The sequence below is a fragment of the Mycobacterium sp. genome (assembly GCF_032159765.1).
Lineage (GTDB): Bacteria > Actinomycetota > Actinomycetes > Mycobacteriales > Mycobacteriaceae > Mycobacterium.
Window position 1 is genome coordinate 1 of the sequence record NZ_JAVHWM010000207.1, and the last position, 19,817, is coordinate 19,817.

The following is a 19,817-nucleotide window of genomic DNA, read 5'->3' on the forward strand; positions in this document are numbered from 1 at the left end:
CCGTCACCGCGCGGCTGCGAGCGGCAGGCATCCCGATCCTTGGCAAGACGAACATGGACGAGTTCGCGATGGGCAGCTCCACCGAGAACTCGGCGTATGGCCCCACCCGCAATCCATGGAACATCGAACGGGTGCCCGGCGGATCCGGCGGCGGCAGCGCGGCGGCACTCGCCGCATTTCAGGCCCCGCTGGCCATCGGCACCGACACCGGAGGTTCCATCCGCCAGCCCGCTGCGCTCACCGCGACCGTCGGCGTCAAGCCCACCTACGGCACGGTGTCGCGCTACGGCCTCGTGGCCTGCGCGTCGTCGCTTGACCAGGGCGGACCCTGCGCGCGGACTGTGCTCGACACGGCGCTTCTGCACGCCGTCATCGCAGGCCACGACGCGAAGGACTCCACATCGCTGCGAGCTGCGGTTCCTGACGTTGTCGCGGCGGCCAGGGCCGGTGCCGACGGGGACCTCACGGGTGTGTGCATCGGTGTGGTGAAGCAGCTGCGCAGTGGTGAGGGTTACCAGCCGGGGGTGCTGACGTCGTTCGACGCCGCCGTCGATCAGCTCACCGCTCTTGGGGCAGACGTCACCGAAGTGGACTGCCCGCATTTCGATTACGCGATGTCGTCCTACTACCTGATCCTGCCGTCCGAGGTGTCGTCGAACCTCGCGCGCTTTGACGGGATCCGGTACGGCTTGCGCGTCGGAGACGACGGCCAGCACACCACCGAGGAGGTGATGGCGCTGACGCGCGCGGCGGGATTTGGTCCAGAAGTCAAGCGCCGCATCATGATTGGTGCATACGCGCTGTCGGCAGGCTATTACGACGCGTACTACAACCAGGCGCAGAAGGTGCGCACCCTGATCGCCCGCGACCTCGACGAGGCATACCGCAACGTCGACGTGCTCGTGACGCCTACGACGCCGACGACGGCGTTCCCGTTGGGGGAGAAGGTCGACGATCCGCTGGCGATGTACCTGTTCGACCTGTGCACGCTGCCGCTGAACCTGGCCGGGCACGCCGGCATGTCCATACCGTCGGGGCTTTCGCCCGATGACTCCCTGCCGGTGGGCTTGCAGATCATGGCGCCCGCGCTCGCCGACGACCGGCTATACCGGGTGGGTGCGGCATACGAGACGGCCCGCGGCCCGCTGCCCACGGCCATCTAGCGCCGAGCAGACGCGGAATCGCATTACCGCACCCTAATTTGTGCGAGTTTGCGTCTGCTCGCGCGACGAATTGAGGCGCGGGGCAGGCGCGGGGCAGGATAGGCCTATGCGGACGCGAGGAGCGGAAAAGTAGATGCGGATCGGAATCCTCACCGGTGGTGGCGATTGTCCCGGCTTGAACGCGGTGATCCGCGCGGTGGTGCGCACCTGCGTCAGCCGCTACGGCTCGTCGGTCGTCGGGTTCCAAGACGGATGGCGCGGCCTGCTGGAAGACCGTCGCATCCAGCTGCAGGACGACGAGCGCAACGACCGCCTGCTGGTCAAGGGCGGCACGATGCTGGGCACCGCGCGAGTGCACCCGGACAAGCTGAGGGCGGGCCTGGATCAGATCAAGCAGACACTCGACGACAACGGCATCGACGTACTGATCCCCATCGGTGGCGAGGGCACGCTCACCGCCGCGCACTGGCTGTCCGAAGAGAACGTTCCCGTGGTCGGGGTGCCGAAGACGATCGACAACGACATCGACTGCACCGACGTGACGTTCGGGCACGACACCGCTCTGCAGGTGGCCACCGATGCGATCGACCGGCTGCATTCGACCGCGGAGTCGCACCAGCGGGTGATGCTCGTCGAGGTGATGGGCCGCCACGCCGGCTGGATCGCGTTGAACGCCGGAATGGCGACCGGCGCGCATATGACGCTGATCCCCGAGCAGCCGTTCGACGTCGAAGAGGTGTGCCGGCTGGTTAAACGGCGCTTCCAGCGCGGCGACTCACACTTCATCTGCGTCGTGGCCGAGGGTGCCAAGCCGGCCGAAGGCTCGATGAAGCTGAGCGAAGGCGGCACCGACGAGTTCGGGCACGAGAAGTTCACCGGTGTGGCAGCGCAGCTCGCACTCGAGGTGAACAAGCGGATCAACAAGGAAGTGCGGGTCACCGTCCTCGGGCACGTCCAGCGCGGCGGCACACCCACTGCCTACGATCGCGTGCTTGCCACCCGGTTCGGTGTCAACGCCGCCGATGCCGCGCACGCCGGCGAGTACGGGATGATGGTCTCGCTGCAGGGCCAGGAGATCGGCCGGGTGCCGCTTGCCGACGCGACGCGTCAGCTGAAGCTGGTGCCGCAGACCAGGTACGACGACGCGGCCGCATTTTTCGGCTAGGCCAACAGCTCGCGGCACAGCGAATCGCCCAGCCACTCGGCGAATCTGTCCAGGCGCCAACGCCGTTGGCGCACCAGGCGTTCGTAGAGTGCGGGGTCGCCGTAGAGCCACACGATGTCGGTTGCCTCCTCGGCGGTCAGGTCGTCGTTCAGTGCCTCGAGTTGCCGGAGCCGAGCGACGACGTCGCGGGCACCCTGCACTGGCTCAGTGCCGTCTCGTACACCGATCGGGCCCCTGAGTGGAGATCGGCGGCGATCTCCATCGCGCGCACGAGCGGTGCCACCCGGTCGTCGATTTCGGCGAGCATCCGTGCCCAGCCGCCGAGCAGCGCCGCCGGATCCTTCTGCTGCATGAGTTCGCTCATCGGGGAGCGGTCCGCCACCGAAACCGGCTGGGACCCGGGCCCGCAGAATTCGCCGCTCGGCCTCTCGTTGAGTTTTCCCGGGTACAGCGCCGTTGTGTTCGTCCACGACAACCGGACGTTCTCCGTGGTTCTGATCTACGACGGAGACGACATCCGGCTGCGCGAGTTGAGGCATCCAACTCTGTTCGAGACAACGGTGAATGCGATTCCCTTACTGAGGGATTGGATTGAACCGGCGCGGTGCGAGCCGATCACGCGGGTGCTGCCGGGCGGCATGCTCTACAACACCTACTGCGGGCAGCTCGACGAAGACGGCCGGCCCGCACTGCCGGGGATGATCTCGATCGGCGACTCCGTATGCACCACAACACCGTTGGCGGGACGCGGCGTTGCCCTGGCGTTCGTGCAATCGCGGGGCCTGCTCTGGACACTGGACCAGCACGGCCGCGACTACGAGGCCTGCGCGGTCGCCTTCGACGATTGGTGCTCCGAATCGATCAGGCCCTGGTTCGACGATCACGTGCACACCGACGCCGAACGTCTGCGACGGTGGGCCGGTCAGGACGTCGACCTGGCTCATCCGCTGCCGTCCGATCTGATCGTCGCCGCCGCGGACAAGGACCCGGCGCTGCGGCCGCTCGTCGCTGGATACGTGACGATGGACGCGCTCCCGGCGAGCCTGTCGTTCGCCGAGCCGCGTGCTAGACAGATCTATGCCGCAGGCTGGCGACCACCGATACCCGCCGGGCCCAGCCTGGACGACCTCGCCGCGCGGTGCGTCGACGAGGCGCGGGGCGTCGCCTAAAGCGCGCCGAAATTCACCTTTTGCAGGGAAAGTGCGAGTAGACGTCTGCAAAAGGTGAATTTCGTTCCTCCTGCGCGATTGCTAGTTCGGCGTTCCTCCTGCGCGACTCGTTGCCCTGATGGCGTCCAATTACGATCGACCTATGACCCTTGCTCCGGCGGCTGAGCTGCTCGACTACGACGACGTTGTGGCGCGTTACGAGCCGGTGCTCGGCCTCGAGGTGCACGTCGAGCTGTCGACGGCCACCAAGATGTTCTGCGGATGCCCGACCACATTCGGTGCCGAGCCGAACACGCAGGTGTGCCCGGTCTGTCTTGGCCTGCCGGGTGCGCTGCCCGTGCTCAACCAGGCCGCGGTCGAGTCGGCGATCCGGATCGGCCTTGCGCTGAACTGCGAGATCGTCAGCTGGTGCCGATTCGCCAGGAAGAACTACTTCTATCCGGACATGCCGAAGAACTACCAGATCTCTCAGTACGACGAGCCGATTGCGGTGAACGGCTTCCTCGATGTTCCGCTGGATGACGGGACGACGTTCCGCGTCGAGATCGAGCGCGCCCACATGGAGGAGGACACCGGCAAGCTGACCCACCTGGGCTCCGAAACCGGCCGGATCGCGGGCGCCACCATGTCGTTGCTGGATTTCAACCGGGCGGGAGTGCCGCTGATCGAGATCGTCACGAAGCCGATCGTCGGCACCGGTGCCCGCGCGCCGGAGATCGCTCGCGCGTACGTGACCGTGCTGCGAGACCTGTTGCGGGCGCTGGACGTTTCGGACGTCCGGATGGACCAGGGCTCGATGCGCTGCGATGCCAACGTCTCACTCATGGCCGCCGGGGCGGCCGAATTCGGCACCCGCACCGAAACCAAGAACGTCAACTCGCTCAAGAGCGTCGAGGTCGCGGTGCGTTACGAGATGCGACGGCAGGCGGCCGTGCTTGACGCCGGTGGCCGGATCCTGCAGGAAACCAGGCATTTTCACGAGGACGGGTACACCTCGCCGGGCCGCAGCAAGGAATCCGCGCAGGACTACCGCTACTTCCCCGAGCCCGATCTCGAGCCGGTCGCACCGAGCAGTGAGCTGGTCGAGCGACTCCGCAACACAGTTCCCGAGCTTCCGTGGCTGCAGCGCAAGAGGATTCAAACGGAATGGGCGATCTCCGACGAGGTGATGCGCGACCTCGTCAACGCCGGGGCGGTCGAGTTGGTCGCCGCCACCGTCGAGCACGGCGCCTCCAGCGAGGGCGCCCGAGCGTGGTGGGGCAACTTCCTCGCGCAGAAAGCCAACGAGGCCGGAACCGAACTCGATGCGCTGCCGATCACCCCGCAGCAGGTCGCGGAGGTGGTGAAACTCGTCGACGACGGAAAGCTGTCGAACAAGCTCGCCCGCCAGGTGGTCGAGGGCGTACTCGCAGGCGAGGGGGAGCCGGGGCAGGTGATGATCTCGCGCGGTCTCGAGGTAGTGCGTGACGATTCGGCGCTGCAGGCCGCCGTCGACGACGCGCTGGCCGCCAATCCCGATGTCGCGGACAAGATCCGGGCCGGCAAGGTGGCGGCCGCGGGCGCGATCGTCGGCGCTGTAATGAAGGCCACCAAGGGCCAGGCCGACGCGGCCCGTGTGCGCGAGTTGGTGCTGGCTGCCTGCAGCTGATGCTGGCTAGACCAGATCGTCCGGCGGCCGCGGGAACCCGCCGCCCTTCTTGAACAGCGGGAACACGACGTCGTCGAGCTGCATCGCGTCGCCGAATGTCTTGTTCACCGTTGCGCCCCAGATGTTTCCGTCCGGGGACACCGCGAGCGCCCATGCGTGTCCGTGCTCGTCCTGCCGAACGACCTCGGGTTCAAGGGTCACCGAGCCGGTGTCCGGCTCGACCTTCAACCTGACGGTCTGCTTCGTGTTCACCAAATTCACCATCACCATGCCGCCGAGCACCGCGCAGCCGGCGATGCCGGGCCGGTCGGGCCACGTCCACACCGTCGATGCCTTGCCGTCGTGGGTGATGCGCTGCAAACGGTCAGCGGTGGGTGTGCGGTCGGTGATGTACAGCGTGTTGTCGTCGAGGGGGTCCACGCACAGCCCGCCTCCCGCGCCGAGGCCCGACAGTGCCGTCGTGGTGGGCGCCTGATTGACCGTCGTCGGCTGCTCGATCCGGATTATTTTCCCCGCAAGCGATTTCGGGTCCGCGGCCATCGCGGGGTTTCCGGCGTCACCGGTCTGCACCACGAGTGTGGTGGGGCTGGTGAATGTCAAAGCACCCATGTTGCCGGTGGCGCCCTTGGGGATTCCGGTGAGGATCGGTTTCGGCACGTCCCCGTCAGCGATGCGGATGACCCGGTTGTCGGTGGGCGTGGTGACGTACGCGAACGTCAGGCGGTCCTGGTCGTAGGTCGGGGATCGAACGATGTCCATCAGCCCACCGTCGCCTGACGCGTCGACAGGGACCGTGAACTTGACGAAGGGCTCGGCGTCGACCGCCACTTGTTTGACGGCTCCCGTGGTCCGCTCGGCGACCAGCGCCGTGCCGGCGTCCGGGAGCATGATCAACCCGCTGGTGCTTTCGAGGCAGCCTTGCATCACGTTCGGTGCCGGGCATTCCTTGGGGAACGGGTTCGCGGGCAGCGGTTCAGGCGGCGTGGTCGTCGTTGGCGGCGGCGGCGCCATCTGCGGCTTCTCGGTGAACGGCGCTCGCGCGGCGTCGTTAAAGCGCGCACAACCGGTCGTCAGAAGCAGGATGGCGCACAGCACCGACACCACAAGCCGGGCCGGTCCGCTTCGCATGCCCGCCAGATTACGGACACCGAGGCGGGTCCCGCCACGTCGAGGACGGGCACGGCGGCGTACGCGCGTTTGGCTTCGGACTGATAAAGGTGCGGTGACGGCACATCACAAATCCGCGGTTCGGGGGTGGGTAGCACTTACGCTGGCGGTATGCATCAGCACGACTGGCGACGGCCGGATGATTCCGCGACGTCCACGCGCACCGCATCGGCACAGTTGGTCGACCCCGAAGACGATCTTCCGTCGTCGAGCTACGGCGGCGACTTCGAAACCACCAGAATCCCGAACTACGACGCCTCCGACACGGGATCTGCCCGGTCGGGCCTGGATCTGCTCGCGGATCCGGAGCCGCTGCCCTATGTGGAGCCCGGCGCCTCAGGCCGGCATGCGGTATTCGACATCCCGGAGGATGAGGTCGACCTCAAGCCCACGGCCACGGACCGGCGCGGCACCCAGGACCTCGGGCTGCTGGTGCTCAGGGCCGCAGTCGGAGCAATCCTCATCGCCCACGGCCTGCAGAAGGGATTCGGCCTGTGGGGCGGGTCCGGATTGGGCGCCTTCAGGGACTCGCTGGCCACCATGGGTTACCAGCACGCCGACCTGCTGACGTATGTCGCCGCGGGCACCCAGATCACCGCCGGTGTGCTGCTGGTGCTCGGTCTGTTCACGCCGCTGGCGGCGGCTGCCGCGTTGGCGTACCTGGTCAACGGCTTGGCGGTTAACCTGGCAGCGCAGAACGACGCAGGCTACATCGGGTTCTTCCTTCCCGGCGGTAACGAGTTTCAGGTGCTACTCACCATCGCGGTCGTGGCGGTGATCCTCGTTGGCCCGGGCCGCTACGGTCTGGACGCAGGCCGGGGCTGGGCCCGGCGGCCGTTCGTCGGGTCGTTCGCGTGCCTGCTCGCCGGAATCGGCGTCGGGATCGGTGTCTGGATCCTGCTCAACGGCAGCAACCCCCTCGGTTAGCCCCGGTCGTACGGGTTCGGCACTCGCCCCCCGCTGATCTCGGTCAACTGCGGCAGGGTCGAGAAGGTCACCGCGGGTAGCAGCATCTCCTCTCCTGAGGTCAGCTCGGCGCGCGCCCAGCGGCCCTTGACGAATCGCAGACCCTTGATGTCGTCCCAGTCGATCGTCTTGCTCTCCAGCAATGTGCGCGCGGTGACCGTCGCAGCGTCGGCCACCGTGCGGTACCGCACGATCATCGCGGAGGTCAGCAGAGGAATCACGAACAGAGGCGACGCCCACGGCACCCCCACCACCAGCGCCAGCAGCCCGAGCGCGGTGAAGCCCGACGCGGCGTGTGCCACCGGTGAGATGCGCAATACCACCCGCGTCGCGTCGCTTCGCGTCTTGCGGCCCGGCATAACCGCCATCATCGCACCGTGCCGCCGGCCGTTCGCCGGTGCGGAGATTTGACCTTTGACCTGTGCGGAGGCTACCGTCGGGAGCTATGCAGGCCCGTGGATTGCTCGTAGTACTTATTCGGCGCGTGGGTGCGTAGCCGGGTACAGCCACACAGCATTCTCGGACACGCGACCCTCGCAGCAGCACGCTGACGGGGGTTTTTTCTTGCCCGACACCGACAATCAGAGGACATCGTGAGCGCACCGACTACGCGACCACTCCAATCGTCCGCGCCGCCGCCGCCCGCCAACGGCGGAGCGGCCAGCGGGGTACAGCCGGAGCGTGTGAAAGTAATTGCGCCCCAACAACTCACCGGCGCTCAAGCAGTCGTGCGCTCGCTGGAGGAACTTGGCGTCGACGTGATCTTCGGGATCCCTGGCGGCGCAGTGCTTCCCGTGTACGACCCGTTGTTCGACTCGCAGAAGCTGCGTCACGTGCTCGTGCGTCATGAGCAGGGCGCCGGGCACGCTGCCAGCGGCTATGCGCACGCCACCGGTCGTGTCGGCGTGTGCATGGCGACCTCCGGTCCCGGCGCTACGAACCTCGTCACCCCGTTGGCCGACGCGCAGATGGACTCCATTCCCGTCGTGGCGATCACCGGGCAGGTCGGGCGGTCGATGATCGGCACCGACGCGTTCCAGGAAGCCGATATCTCGGGCATCACGATGCCGATCACCAAGCACAACTACCTGGTGCGCGATGGCGACGACATCGCCCGGGTGATCGCCGAGGCGTTCCACATCGCCGCGTCGGGGCGCCCGGGGGCCGTGCTCGTCGACATCCCGAAAGACGTGCTGCAGGGTCAGTGCACGTTCAGCTGGCCGCCGACGATGGATCTGCCGGGGTACAAGCCGAATACGAAGCCGCACGCCAAGCAGATCCGTGAAGCCGCCAAGCTCATCTCGGCGGCGCGCAAGCCGGTGTTGTACGTGGGCGGCGGCGTGATCAGAGGCGAGGCGACCGCCCAGCTGCTCGATCTCGCCGAGCTGACCGGTATCCCCGTCGTCACCACGCTGATGGCACGCGGCGCTTTTCCGGACAGCCATCCTCAGCACCTCGGCATGCCCGGGATGCACGGCACCGTCGCCGCGGTCGCCGCGCTGCAGCGAAGTGACCTGCTCATCGGGCTGGGCACCCGGTTCGACGACCGCGTGACCGGCAAGCTGTCCACGTTCGCGCCAGAGGCCAAGGTGATTCACGCCGACATCGACCCCGCCGAGATCGGCAAGAACCGCAACGCTGACGTGCCTATCGTCGGCGACATCAAGGCGGTGATCACCGATCTGACCGAAGCGCTGCGAAAGACCGGCACCGAAGCGCGGGCCGGCCTTGACGCGTGGTGGCAGTACCTCAGCGGCGTGCAGTCGACGTACCCGCTGTCGTACGGACCGCAGAGCGACGGCAGCCTTTCGCCGGAGTACGTGATCGAGACGCTCGGAAAGATCGCCGGCCCGGATGCGCTGTATGTCGCAGGCGTCGGGCAGCACCAGATGTGGGCGGCCCAGTTCATCAAGTATGAAAAGCCGCGCACCTGGCTCAACTCCGGCGGCCTCGGCACGATGGGCTTCGCGGTTCCCGCAGCGTTGGGCGCCAAGATGGCCCGACCCGACGCCGAGGTGTGGGCGATCGACGGTGACGGCTGCTTCCAGATGACCAACCAGGAATTGGCAACGGCCGCAATCGAAGGCGCGCCCATCAAGGTTGCGATCATCAACAACGGCAACCTGGGCATGGTCCGCCAGTGGCAGATGCTGTTCTACGGGGAGCGGTACAGCCAGACCGATCTGGCCACCCATTCGCACCGTATTCCCGATTTCGTCAAGCTGGCCGAGGCGCTCGGCTGCGTCGGGTTACGTTGCGAGCGTGAGGAAGACGTTGTCGACGTCATCAACCAGGCTCGCGCGATCAACGACCGCCCTGTGGTGATCGACTTCGTCGTCGGCGCCGACGCCCAGGTGTGGCCGATGGTGGCCGCGGGCACAAGCAACGACGAGATCCAGCACGCCCGCGGCATCCGGCCGCTGTTCGACACGGAGGATTTGGTGTGATGAGCCGCTTGCGCGAAGAACAGAGGGCATGAGATGACTGTTTCCACGCACACGCTGAGCATCCTCGTCGAGGACAAGCCCGGCGTCCTGGCCCGCGTCGCGTCGCTGTTCTCGCGGCGCGGCTTCAACATTCAGTCGCTGGCGGTCGGCGCCACCGAGCATAAGAACCTGTCGCGGATGACGATCGTCGTGTCCGTTGAGGATCTTTATCTCGAGCAGGTGAGCAAACAGCTGCACAAGCTGATCAACGTGATCAAAGTGGTGGAGCAGGAGGAGGACAAGTCGGTGTCGCGCGAGCTGGCGCTGATCAAGGTCCGTGCCGACGCCGCCACACGCAGCCACGTGATCGAGGCCGCGAATCTGTTCCGCGCGAGGGTCATCGACGTCGCGCCCGATTCCCTGATCGTCGAATGCACTGGCACGACAGCCAAGTTCGAGGCGCTGCTGCGTGTCCTCGAGCCGTACGGCGTGCGTGAAATCGTCCAGTCCGGCCTGGTGTCGATGGCACGCGGTTCGCGCAGCTTCAGCAGCAAGTAAATCCGCAAGTTATTCGAGCAGAAGGAAAATCACGTGGCGGTTGAGATGTTCTACGACGACGACGCCGACCTGTCGGTCATCCAGGGCCGCAAGGTCGGGGTGATCGGATATGGCAGCCAGGGGCACGCGCACTCGCTGAGCCTGCGCGACTCGGGTGTCGAGGTGAAGGTCGGACTGCGCGAAGGCAGCAAGTCGCGCGAGAAGGTAGTCGAGCAGGGCCTCGACGTCGACACCCCGACCGAGGTTGCCAAGTGGGCCGACGTGATTATGCTGCTGGCGCCCGACACCGCACAGGCCGACATCTTCAAGAACGAGATCGAGCCGCACCTGGAGGACGGCAACGCGCTGTTCTTCGGGCATGGCCTCAACATCCACTTCGGGCTGATCAACCCGCCGGAGAACGTCACCGTCGGCATGGTCGCCCCGAAGGGGCCGGGTCACCTGGTGCGCCGCCAGTTCGTCGACGGCAAGGGTGTGCCGTGTCTGGTTGCGGTGGAACAAGATCCGAAAGGCGAGGGCGAGGCGCTCGCGTTGTCCTACGCGAAGGGCATCGGCGGCACCCGCGCGGGCGTCATCAAGACCACGTTCAAGGACGAGACCGAGACCGACCTGTTCGGCGAGCAGGCCGTGTTGTGCGGCGGCACAGAGGAACTGGTCAAGACCGGATTCGACGTGATGGTCGAGGCGGGCTACGCGCCCGAGTTGGCGTATTTCGAGGTGCTGCACGAGCTGAAGCTGATCGTCGACCTGATGTACGAGGGCGGGATTGCGCGGATGAACTACTCGGTGTCAGACACCGCCGAGTTCGGCGGCTACCTGTCCGGCCCGCGCGTCATCGACGCGGGCACCAAGGACCGGATGAAGCAGCTGCTCACCGAGATTCAGGACGGCACCTTCGTCAAGAAGCTCGTCGCCAACGTCGAGGGTGGCAACAAGGAACTCGAGGAGCTGCGCAAGCGCAACGCAGAGCACCCGATCGAGGTCACCGGCCGCAAGCTGCGTGACCTGATGAGCTGGGTGGACCGCCCGATCACCGAGACGGCCTAGCCCCTTTCGGCGACGTAGCGCAGCCTCTGCGGCCAATGGTATTTCGGTGATTACGGCGCAACGCTAGGCATCACCTTGATGCCGAATTCGCGTTTCAGCATCGTCCGCGCGGCGTAGTAACCGGCCATGCCGTGCACACCCGCGCCGGGCGGAGTGGCCGACGAGCACAGGTAGACCCCGGGAAGCGGTGTGGCCCAAGGGTTGAGCTGCGCGACCGGCCCGGCCAGTGCACGCCAGGCATTGGCGCCGCCGACCGCGATGTCGCCCCCGACGTAGTTCGCGTTGGAGTCGGCGATCCGCGCGGCAGGCACGCTGCGGGTGGCGACGACGACGTCGCGGAACCCGGGCGCGAAGCTCTCGACGACGGCGGTGACGGTCTCCGCCTCGTCGACGGTCGAGCCCGCGGGCACATGCGCGTATGTCCAGAACGGCCGTCGGCCGCCGGCGTCGACGCGGCCCGGGTCGACGACGTGTGGCTGCGCGGCAAGCACCATCGGCCGCTGCGCGTGCCTGCCCGAGGCCACCATCTCCTCGGCACGGGCCATGTCCGAGCGGTCGCCGCCGAGATGAAACGTCGCCGCGTCGGCCAGCCTGACGTCCGACCATGGCACATTCCCCGAAAGGACGAAGTCAACCTTCGCGACACCGGACCCAAACCGGTAGCGGCGCAGGCGTTTTGCATAGCGCTGCGGCAGGGCTTCGCCATAGATGCTCAGCAGCGCGGTGGGCGCAGTGTCGTACAGCACGACGCCGCTCGGCGGTGAGGTTACCTCGGCATCGGTGTGCAGCACACCACCGTTCGCGCGCAGGTCCGCGATCAACGCGTCCGCGATCGCCTGGCTACCGCCCACCGGGATCGGCCAGCCGACCGAATGCGCAAGGCTGGCAAGCAGCATTCCCGCTGCTGCCGATGTGATCGACGGCAGCGGCGAAATCGTATGGGCGGCAACACCGGTGAACAACGCTTCCGCATCGCGGCCGGTGAATGTCGCGTTCCACGCCGGCGTACCCTGCCACATCATCCGCAGGCCGATGCGCGCGACCGTCATCGGGTCCCTTGGCAGCGAACGCTTGTCGCCCAGAAGAAAACCGACGACCTCGTCGGCATGGTCGACCAGCGGCTGCAGCAGCCGGCGCCACGACTTGCCGTCGTCGAGCCCTTCGGCAGTTCGGTCCAGGTCGCGGTAGGCGATCGCGGCGGGCCTGCCGATGAACGGGTTCGCATAGGAGATCTCCGGCACGGCCAGCTGCACGCCACGTGCCGGCAGGTCGAACTCCGCGAAGAATCCAGAGCCCAGCGCCAAGGGATGCACGGCCGAGCAGATGTCGTGGTGCACGCGGGGATACTCCGGGTCCGGCAGCGTGCGCGCGCCACCGCCAAGCGTGGGTTGCGCCTCGAGCACCTGCACCGACAACCCAGCGCGCGCGCAGACGACTGCAGCCGCCAGCCCATTGGGACCGCTGCCGACCACGGTGACCTCCATCACTCAAGTCAACCCCACTAGGCTGGCCGCGTGAGCCTGCCCGTTGTCTTGATCGCTGACAAACTCGCCGAATCCACCGTCTCCGCTCTCGGTGACCAGGTGGAAGTCCGCTGGGTCGATGGACCCGACCGAGAGAAGCTGCTGGCCGCAGTGCCCGACGCCGACGCGTTGCTCGTGCGGTCGGCCACCACCGTCGACGCCGAGGTGCTCAGCGCCGGCACCAAACTCAAGATCGTCGCGCGTGCCGGCGTCGGCCTGGACAATGTCGATGTCGACGCGGCCACGGCCCGCGGGGTCCTCGTGGTCAACGCGCCAACGTCGAACATCCACAGTGCCGCCGAGCATGCGGTCGCGCTGTTGCTGGCGGCGGCCCGCCAGATTCCTGCTGCCGACGCATCGCTGCGCGAGCACGCCTGGAAGCGCGCGTCGTTCTCCGGCACCGAGCTCTTCGGCAAGACGGTCGGCGTCGTCGGCCTCGGCCGCATCGGCCAGCTCGTCGCGCAGCGGCTCGCGGCATTTGGCGTGCAGGTGGTGGCCTACGACCCCTACGTCTCGCAGGCGCGCGCCGCTCAGCTCGGTATCGACTTGCTGAGCCTGGATGAGCTGTTGAGCCGAGCCGACTTCATCTCGATGCATCTGCCGAAGACGCCGGAGACCGCCGGGCTGATCGGCAAGGAGGCGCTGGCGAAGACCAAGCCCGGCGTCATCATCGTCAACGCCGCCCGCGGTGGGCTCGTCGACGAGACCGCCCTGGCCGAGGCGATCACCAGTGGCCATGTGCGCGGGGCGGGCATCGATGTGTTCGCCGCCGAACCCTGCACTGATAGCCCACTTTTCGAGTTGCCGCAGGTTGTCGTCACACCACACCTCGGCGCGTCGACGAGCGAAGCGCAGGACCGCGCGGGCACCGACGTGGCGGCCAGCGTGAAGCTGGCGCTGGCAGGTGAGTTCGTGCCCGACGCGGTCAACGTCGGCGGCGGCGTCGTCGGCGAAGAAGTGGCGCCGTGGTTGGATCTCGTCCGCAAACTCGGCGTTCTGGTTGCCGCGCTTGCCCCAGAGCTGCCTGCGTCGGTGTCTGTTCAGGTCCGCGGTGAGCTGGCCTCGGAAGAGGTTGACGTGCTGCGGCTTTCGGCGTTGCGCGGGCTGTTCTCCGCGGTGATCGAGGATCAGGTGACGTTTGTGAACGCGCCCGCGCTGGCTGCCGAGCGCGGGGTGGAGGCCAGCATCAGCACGGCTTCGGAAAGCCCGAATCACCGCAGTGTGGTCGACGTGCGGGCGGTCACCCCAGACGGAGCAGTCGTTAATGTGGCGGGCACGCTGTCCGGGCCACAATTGGTGCAGAAGATCGTCCAGATCAACGGTCGCAACTTCGACCTGCGCGCCGAGGGCGTCAACCTCATCATCAACTACATCGACCAGCCGGGAGTGCTGGGCAGGATCGGCACACTGCTCGGGGAGGCGGGCGTGAATATCCACGCGGCACAGCTGTCCGAAGACGCCGAGGGGCCCGGCGCGACCATTCTGCTGCGCATTGATCGGCGCCCGCCGGGCGACGTGCTATCCGCGATCGGACCGGCGGTCGGAGCGAATCTGCTTGAGCTGGTGGACTTGTCGTGAAGTTAGCGATCATCGCCGGCGACGGGATCGGTCCGGAGGTCGTCGGCGAGGCCGTCAAGGTGCTCGCCGCGGTGCTGCCTGGGGTCGAGACTACGAACTACGACCTCGGCGCGCGTCGCTATCACGCGACGGGGGAGGTGCTGCCCGAGTCTGTGCTCGACGAGCTTCGCGCGCACGACGCCATCCTGCTGGGTGCGATCGGCGATCCGTCCGTGCCAAGCGGCGTTCTCGAGCGCGGCCTGTTGTTGAAGATCCGCTTCGCGCTGGACCATTACGTCAACCTGAGGCCGTCGCGGTTGTACCCGGGCGTCGCGAGCCCGTTGGCCGGCGATCCGCAGATCGACTTCGTCGTGGTCCGCGAAGGCACCGAGGGACCCTACACGGGCAACGGCGGCGCGATACGGGTAGGCACGCCGCATGAGATCGCCACGGAGGTAAGCGTCAACACGGCCTACGGCGTGCGCAGGGTGGTGCAGGACGCGTTCGCGCGGGCGTGCGTGCGGCGCAAGCATCTGACATTGGTGCACAAGAACAACGTCCTGACGTTCGCGGGAGATTTGTGGTGGCGCACGGTTCGTGAGATCGCCGTGGAGTATCCCGATGTCGAAGTCGCTTACCAGCATGTCGACGCCGCGACGATCCACTTGGTCACCGACCCCGGCCGTTTCGACGTGATCGTCACCGACAATCTGTTCGGCGACATCATCACCGATCTCGCGGCCGCGGTGTGCGGGGGGATCGGGCTCGCGGCCAGCGGAAATATCGATGCCACGCGGAAGAACCCGTCGATGTTCGAGCCGGTTCATGGCAGCGCGCCGGACATCGCGGGCAAGGGTCTGGCGGACCCGACCGCGGCCATCATGTCGGTGGGGATGTTGCTTGACCACGTCACGGAGCCGGTCGCCGCCGCGCGCATCGACAAGGCCGTCTCCGAGCACCTGGCGAGCCGCGGCGACGCGACGCTGTCCACCTCCGAGGTAGCCGATCGGATCCTGAGCCTGCTCTAGCTCTTTGCGCTTGCGTGGTGGACCGACTCGACCGTGTAGAGGTGCGGATCGAAACTCTGGGCCAACTGCGCGGCCTTCGCCATGTGCTCGCTTGCTGCCTCGTTGTTCATCATCGCCCCGAACGCCTCGGCGCTCGCCCATTGCGCATAGTTCACGACGCGAGTGCCGTCGGTGGCCACGTGAATGTTGGCTGAAATGAAGCCAGGAACGTCACGCATGACGTCGTCAGTGGTGGTGCGCAGGAGTTCGGCGAGTTCATCGGCGTGCTCGGGTGCCACTGTGAAGACATTGATCAATGTGGCATATGGGGCGTGCTCTTGAATGGTGGTCATCATTCGCTCCTGTCAGGTTCCTTACATGATTCACGCTAACACGATGTAAGGTTCCTGTCATGGGTCAGTCGGAAACCGAGCGTGCGGTGGGCTATCTGGTCAAGCGTGTGCAGCAGGCGCTTCGGCGCTCGTGCGACGCCGCGCTGAAGCCCGCTGAGCTGTCGATGGCGCAGTATGCCGTGCTGCGCGCCCTCGCCGACCACCCCGACGCGTCGGCATCCGAGCTGGCGCGGCTGTGTTTCGTCACCCGCCAGTCGTTGCAGGACGTTCTTGCCGGCCTGCGATCGTCTGGGTTGGTCGCTCCGGCCGACCGGCCGCTGCGCGGACGCGCACGGTCACTGCGCCTGACGGTGTCGGGCCGACGCCGGCTCGCGGTCGGTGAGGAAGCGATATCACACGTGGAAAGCGCGATGCTGCGCGATATTCCGGCCGCGCGACGCCGCGAGCTGGCGGGCCTGCTGACCGCGTGCGCGGACAACCTGGAGAACGCCTGACGTCAGACGACGGCCTCGGCGTCGACGGGCACCAGTGGGAAAGCGACGACGGGGAACACCGCGCATAGCGCGAACGCGGCCGGGTAGCCGGCCACGGCGATCAGGCCGCCGAACAGCGGCGGGACGATGCCCGCCGTCAGCAATTGGCTGGTGTTCTGGGTCCCGAGTGCCCGGCCGGTCCAGAAGGGCCCGGCGATCTCCGCGATCGCCGTGAACGCCAAACCGTTGTCGGACACCGTGATCACCGACGCGACGACGATCAGCGCGATCGAAAGCGGCGAACCCAGGTAGTCCGTGAGTGCCACCGCCGCCATTGCCGCCGCCGCCGCAATCGCAATCGTCCGGATTGGTCTCAGGCGCGACCCGGCGCGGTCCGACCACCGGCCTGCTGCGATCCGGCCGCATGCGCCGAGCACCTGTGCACCTGTCACCAGCGCACCGGCCGCCGTGGCCGACCAACCGCGGTCGACCATCAGCCACACCAGGGTGAATGTCCACACCACGACCTGCGGGACCACCAACAGCACCGACACGGCATGGATACGCCAGAGCACCGACGATCCGCGGTATGGGTTGGCCAGATGCTCCTGCGGAGCCTGCTCGCGAGGCGGGCGTGGGGGATCGACAACGCCGACGGCGCTCACCAGGGCAGACACCGCGCACAGGATCGCGGGGAACAGTAGCGCCGCACCAATGCTGTAGGTGTGGGCGACACCCGGAATCACCAACGCGCCCAAACCCACTCCGAGCGGTTGCGCGGTTTGGCGGATACCCATCGTCAGTCCGCGGCGCTGCGGCGGGAACCAGCCGACAACGAGACGACCGCTTGCCGAGTTGCTGGCGGCAGCCGCCATCCCGCCGAGCAACAGGAAAACGCCCGTCAGCACCAACGACGTCGACGCCGCGGCCGCGAACGCTGCCGCGGCCGTCAAGGCGGAACCGAGCGCGAGGACGATCCGCTCGCCGTACCTGTCCGCCGCGTAACCCCATGCGATCAGCGTGAAGACCATGCCGACACTGGGCATTGCCGAAAACAGCCCGGCCTGGGCCAGGTTCAGCCCGCGGCGCTCGTGCAACGTCGGAATGAGGAACGCCGCGCCGTTGATGAACACGTTGGCGAACATGGTGGACGACAACGCGATTGCGAGCATCGACCACCGGCGTGCCGTGCTGATGGTACCGGTGCTCATCCCTCCATCCTGCCGTGGGCGTAACGGCGACCGGCTCGGGGCGGCCACTAGGCTTTTCCAGATGCGCCTTGGTCGAATTGCCAGCCCTGACGGCGTCGCTTTCGTGGCGGTCGAAGGTGACGACGAGCCGAACGTCCGGGAGATCGCCGAGCACCCGTTCGGCACGCCGACATACACCGGCCGCCAATGGCCGTTGGCCGACGTCCGCCTGCTCGCGCCGATCCTGGCGAGCAAGGTGGTGTGCATCGGAAAGAACTACGCTGCCCACGTTGCCGAGATGGGCACGGATCGGCCGGAAGACCCGGTCATTTTCATGAAACCCAACACCGCGATCGTCGGGCCCGGGGTGCCTATACAGCTGCCCGCCGACGCGCACCCGGTCCATTACGAGGGCGAGCTTGCCGCGGTGATCGGCCGCCCCTGCAAGGATGTTTCGGCCGCTCGTGCAGCGGAGAACGTCCTCGGCTACACCATTGCCAACGATGTGACGGCACGCGATCAGCAGCGCAGCGACGGGCAATGGACGAGGGCCAAGGGGCACGACACGTTCTGCCCGGTGGGGCCCTGGATCGTCACCGACGTCGACCCGTCCGACCTCGCGATCCGCACGGAGGTCAATGGCCAAGTGCGCCAAGACAGCCGGACATCGATGATGATCTACGACGTCGGGGAGATCATCGAATGGATCTCGGCGGTGATGACGTTGCTTCCCGGCGATCTGATCCTGACGGGCACGCCAGAGGGGGTCGGGCCTATCGAAGGCGGTGACACGGTGAGCGTGACCATAGAGGGCATCGGAACGCTTGCCAATCCCGTTGTGCGCAAGGGTAAGTCATGAGGGTGCGATTTTGTCCATCGCCAACCGGCGTCCCCCACGTCGGGCTGATCCGGACCGCATTGTTCAACTGGGCGTATGCGCGGCACTGCGGCGGAGACTTCGTGTTTCGCATTGAGGACACCGACGCCCAGCGCGACAGCGAGGAGAGCTACGAGGCGCTCCTGGACGCTTTGGGATGGCTCGGTTTGGATTGGGATGAGGGTCCCGTGGTCGGCGGCCCGTACGCCCCATACCGGCAATCGCAACGGATGGATCTCTATCGCGATGTGCTGGACCGCCTAATTGCTGCGGGAGACGCGTATGAGGCCTACTCCACGGCGGAAGAGGTCGAGGCGCGTCACGTGGCCGCGGGCCGCAACCCGAAGCTGGGGTACGACAATTTCGATCGCGACCTGACCGAGGAGCAGCGCGCGGCCTATCGCGACGAGGGCCGGCGGCCGGTGATCCGACTGCGGATGCCCGACGATGACCTGGGCTGGCACGATCTTGTGCGCGGTGAGATGTCCTATGCGCCAGGGAGTGTGCCGGACTTCGCTCTGACCCGGGGGAGCGGTGAGCCGCTGTACACGTTGGTCAACCCGGTCGATGACGCGCTGATGAAGATCACTCATGTGCTTCGCGGCGAGGACCTGATGCCGTCGACGCCGCGCCAGATCGCGCTGTACCGCGCGCTGATTCGCCTCGGGGTCGCCGACCAGATACCCGAATTCGGTCATCTGCCAACCGTTCTCGGGGAGGGAACGAAGAAGCTGTCCAAGCGCGACCCGCAGTCGAATCTGTTCGCCCACCGTGACCGGGGTTTCATTCCGGAGGGTCTACTGAATTACCTTGCGCTGCTGGGCTGGTCGATCGCGCCGGATCGCGACGTGTTCGGCCTTGAGGAGATGGTTGCTGCGTTCGACGTGGCCGATGTCAATGCCAACCCGGCGCGGTTCGATCAGAAGAAGGCCGACGCGATCAACGCTGAGCACATTCGTCTGCTCGGTCTGGACGACTTCACGGCGCGGTTGCGCGCGTACTTCGCCAGCCACGCATACGAACTCGGCCTCGACGATGACCAGTTTCGCGAGGCCGCCGAGTTAGTGCAGACCCGAATCGTGGTGTTAGGGGACGCCTGGGAATTGCTCAAGTTCCTCGACGACGACGCTTACGGGATCGAAGACAGGGCGGCTGCAAGGGAACTCGGACCTGATGCGGGGCCAGTTCTGGATGCGGCAACGGAAGCCCTGAGCGTATTGGGCACATGGTCCGCGGAGTCGATCGAGACCGCGCTGAAGGCAACGCTCGTCGACGACATGGGCCTCAAGCCCCGGAAGGCCTTTGGGCCGCTGCGGGTCGCGGCAACCGGGTCCACGGTGAGCCCACCGCTTTTCGAATCGCTGGAGCTGCTGGGTCGCGACCGCACGCTGAGCCGGTTGCGCGACGCCCGTGGCCTCACCAGCCACGAGGCGTGAGAGGCCCATGCCATATCTTTGGTAGTCTGCACGTCGGCCCGCTAATCCCGGTGGCAGCGCTCTAACGGCTCTGACCAGCGGTTATGGCCGCC

General features: G+C 66.7%; 20 protein-coding genes. 13 read left to right on the forward strand and 7 right to left on the reverse strand.

From position 1 onward, the window contains the following. Both gatA and QOH60_RS26735 read left to right on the forward strand, forming a co-directional pair. Positions 1–1,163, forward strand: a 1,163-nt coding sequence (gatA, locus tag QOH60_RS26730) for an Asp-tRNA(Asn)/Glu-tRNA(Gln) amidotransferase subunit GatA (RefSeq protein ID WP_526424902.1), incomplete at its 5' end; no start/stop codon positions are given. A 133-nt stretch (positions 1,164–1,296) separates the two neighbouring features. Beyond that, positions 1,297–2,328 carry a 6-phosphofructokinase gene (locus QOH60_RS26735; protein ID WP_526424903.1) on the forward strand — a complete coding sequence of 344 codons (1,032 nt, stop codon included), beginning with the start codon at positions 1,297–1,299 and terminating at the stop codon, positions 2,326–2,328. On the opposite strand, the gene QOH60_RS26740 is transcribed toward QOH60_RS26735, so the two are convergent. Continuing rightward, complete coding sequence (locus tag QOH60_RS26740; RefSeq protein WP_526424904.1) at positions 2,325–2,528, reverse strand: hypothetical protein; 204 nt, start codon at positions 2,526–2,528, stop codon at positions 2,325–2,327. The genes QOH60_RS26735 and QOH60_RS26740 overlap by 4 nt on opposite strands. After that, positions 2,477–2,692: a hypothetical protein gene (locus QOH60_RS26745; protein WP_526424905.1), complete on the reverse strand. Its 216-nt coding sequence runs from the start codon at positions 2,690–2,692 to the stop codon at positions 2,477–2,479. Before QOH60_RS26745 ends, QOH60_RS26740 begins: the two co-directional genes overlap by 52 nt. Here QOH60_RS26745 and QOH60_RS26750 point away from each other — a divergent pair. Both QOH60_RS26750 and gatB read left to right on the forward strand, forming a co-directional pair. Next, positions 2,679–3,497, forward strand: coding sequence for a hypothetical protein (locus QOH60_RS26750; protein ID WP_526424906.1), 819 nt, complete (start codon positions 2,679–2,681; stop codon positions 3,495–3,497). The two genes, QOH60_RS26745 and QOH60_RS26750, sit on opposite strands and share 14 nt — an antisense overlap. 142 nt (positions 3,498–3,639) lie before the next feature. Further along, positions 3,640–5,145 carry an Asp-tRNA(Asn)/Glu-tRNA(Gln) amidotransferase subunit GatB gene (gene gatB, locus QOH60_RS26755; RefSeq protein ID WP_526424907.1) on the forward strand — a complete coding sequence of 502 codons (1,506 nt, stop codon included), beginning with the start codon at positions 3,640–3,642 and terminating at the stop codon, positions 5,143–5,145. Positions 5,146–5,151: 6 nt separating this feature from the next. Here the strand turns inward: gatB and QOH60_RS26760 are convergent, their stop codons facing one another. Then, positions 5,152–6,273: a PQQ-dependent sugar dehydrogenase gene (locus tag QOH60_RS26760; protein ID WP_526424908.1), complete on the reverse strand. Its 1,122-nt coding sequence runs from the start codon at positions 6,271–6,273 to the stop codon at positions 5,152–5,154. A gap of 150 nt (positions 6,274–6,423) precedes the next feature. Between QOH60_RS26760 and QOH60_RS26765 the strand changes: the two genes are divergently transcribed. Continuing rightward, positions 6,424–7,239, forward strand: a complete 816-nt coding sequence (locus tag QOH60_RS26765; protein WP_526424909.1) for a DoxX family protein — start codon at positions 6,424–6,426, stop codon at positions 7,237–7,239. Here QOH60_RS26765 and QOH60_RS26770 read toward each other — a convergent pair. Further along, on the reverse strand, positions 7,236–7,601 hold the full coding sequence (locus tag QOH60_RS26770; protein ID WP_526424921.1) for a PH domain-containing protein: 366 nt from the start codon (positions 7,599–7,601) through the stop codon (positions 7,236–7,238). The two genes, QOH60_RS26765 and QOH60_RS26770, sit on opposite strands and share 4 nt — an antisense overlap. Before the next feature lie 270 nt (positions 7,602–7,871). On the opposite strand from QOH60_RS26770, the gene QOH60_RS26775 reads away from it, so the two are divergent. The 3 genes from QOH60_RS26775 to ilvC are packed head-to-tail and all read left to right on the forward strand — an operon-like array spanning position 7,872 to position 11,309. After that, the gene (locus QOH60_RS26775) at positions 7,872–9,725 is read left to right on the forward strand and encodes an acetolactate synthase large subunit (RefSeq protein ID WP_526424910.1); all 1,854 of its coding nucleotides are present in this window, start codon (positions 7,872–7,874) and stop codon (positions 9,723–9,725) included. A gap of 33 nt (positions 9,726–9,758) precedes the next feature. After that, positions 9,759–10,262 carry an acetolactate synthase small subunit gene (ilvN, locus tag QOH60_RS26780; RefSeq protein ID WP_526424911.1) on the forward strand — a complete coding sequence of 168 codons (504 nt, stop codon included), beginning with the start codon at positions 9,759–9,761 and terminating at the stop codon, positions 10,260–10,262. Between the two features lie 33 nt (positions 10,263–10,295). Beyond that, positions 10,296–11,309, forward strand: a complete 1,014-nt coding sequence (gene ilvC / locus QOH60_RS26785) for a ketol-acid reductoisomerase (protein ID WP_526424912.1) — start codon at positions 10,296–10,298, stop codon at positions 11,307–11,309. 50 nt (positions 11,310–11,359) lie between these two features. Here the strand turns inward: ilvC and QOH60_RS26790 are convergent, their stop codons facing one another. Further along, positions 11,360–12,793 carry a phytoene desaturase family protein gene (locus QOH60_RS26790; protein ID WP_526424913.1) on the reverse strand — a complete coding sequence of 478 codons (1,434 nt, stop codon included), beginning with the start codon at positions 12,791–12,793 and terminating at the stop codon, positions 11,360–11,362. Positions 12,794–12,823: 30 nt separating this feature from the next. Between QOH60_RS26790 and serA the strand changes: the two genes are divergently transcribed. Beyond that, a complete protein-coding gene (gene serA, locus QOH60_RS26795; RefSeq protein ID WP_526424914.1) occupies positions 12,824–14,410 on the forward strand; it encodes a phosphoglycerate dehydrogenase in 1,587 nt (528 codons plus the stop codon). Next, positions 14,407–15,417 (forward strand): 3-isopropylmalate dehydrogenase, encoded by a 1,011-nt coding sequence (locus QOH60_RS26800; RefSeq protein ID WP_526424915.1) that lies wholly within the window; start codon positions 14,407–14,409, stop codon positions 15,415–15,417. Before serA ends, QOH60_RS26800 begins: the two co-directional genes overlap by 4 nt. Here the strand turns inward: QOH60_RS26800 and QOH60_RS26805 are convergent. After that, entirely contained in the window at positions 15,414–15,749 is a 336-nt protein-coding gene (locus QOH60_RS26805) for a putative quinol monooxygenase (protein ID WP_526424916.1), read from the reverse strand. The two genes, QOH60_RS26800 and QOH60_RS26805, sit on opposite strands and share 4 nt — an antisense overlap. A 59-nt stretch (positions 15,750–15,808) precedes the next feature. Between QOH60_RS26805 and QOH60_RS26810 the strand changes: the two genes are divergently transcribed. Beyond that, positions 15,809–16,243: a MarR family winged helix-turn-helix transcriptional regulator gene (locus QOH60_RS26810; RefSeq protein WP_526424917.1), complete on the forward strand. Its 435-nt coding sequence runs from the start codon at positions 15,809–15,811 to the stop codon at positions 16,241–16,243. A gap of 2 nt (positions 16,244–16,245) precedes the next feature. Here the strand turns inward: QOH60_RS26810 and QOH60_RS26815 are convergent, their stop codons facing one another. After that, complete coding sequence (locus QOH60_RS26815) at positions 16,246–17,433, reverse strand: MFS transporter (RefSeq protein WP_526424918.1); 1,188 nt, start codon at positions 17,431–17,433, stop codon at positions 16,246–16,248. A 61-nt stretch (positions 17,434–17,494) separates the two neighbouring features. Between QOH60_RS26815 and QOH60_RS26820 the strand changes: the two genes are divergently transcribed. Further along, a complete protein-coding gene (locus QOH60_RS26820) occupies positions 17,495–18,271 on the forward strand; it encodes a fumarylacetoacetate hydrolase family protein (protein ID WP_526424919.1) in 777 nt (258 codons plus the stop codon). Continuing rightward, positions 18,268–19,725, forward strand: a complete 1,458-nt coding sequence (gene gltX, locus QOH60_RS26825; RefSeq protein ID WP_526424920.1) for a glutamate--tRNA ligase — start codon at positions 18,268–18,270, stop codon at positions 19,723–19,725. The genes QOH60_RS26820 and gltX overlap by 4 nt, the downstream gene beginning before the upstream one ends. Positions 19,726–19,817: the final 92 nt, after the last annotated feature.